The organism is Cupriavidus sp. 05T313 (assembly GCF_056396665.1).
Genome location: NZ_JBFTLX010000705.1, coordinates 1 through 370, shown reverse-complemented (window position 1 = coordinate 370; position 370 = coordinate 1). Strand labels below are relative to the sequence as shown.

Genomic DNA, 370 nt, shown 5'->3' with positions numbered 1-370 from the left:
CCCCATGAAGTCGGAGTCGCTAGTAATCGCAGATCAGCAACGCTGCGGTGAATACGTTCCCGGGCCTTGTACACACCGCCCGTCAAGTCACGAAAGTTGGTAACACCCGAAGCCGGTGGCCTAACCCCTTGTGGGAGGGAGCTGTCGAAGGTGGGACTGGCGATTGGGACTAAGTCGTAACAAGGTAGCCGTACCGGAAGGTGCGGCTGGATCACCTCCTTTCTAAGGAGCRCCTACAKCAACCCTGCCAGGCTCGTGTCTGTGTGGTGGTGGTGTCAGGAGTAACGCCCGTTGCGCAGGCGWTTGTYCTGCGGCGGGTGCTCAYGGGTGGAATATCAACRAATAGGTGCCTGGCGGCACAGGCCGGCAG

1 rRNA gene is annotated in these 370 nt (G+C 59.9%); it reads left to right on the top strand.

The window, feature by feature from the left end:
- Positions 1 to 222 (top strand): 16S ribosomal RNA (locus AC1DKD_RS42475); the annotation flags it as partial.
- Positions 223 to 370 lie beyond the last annotated feature (148 nt).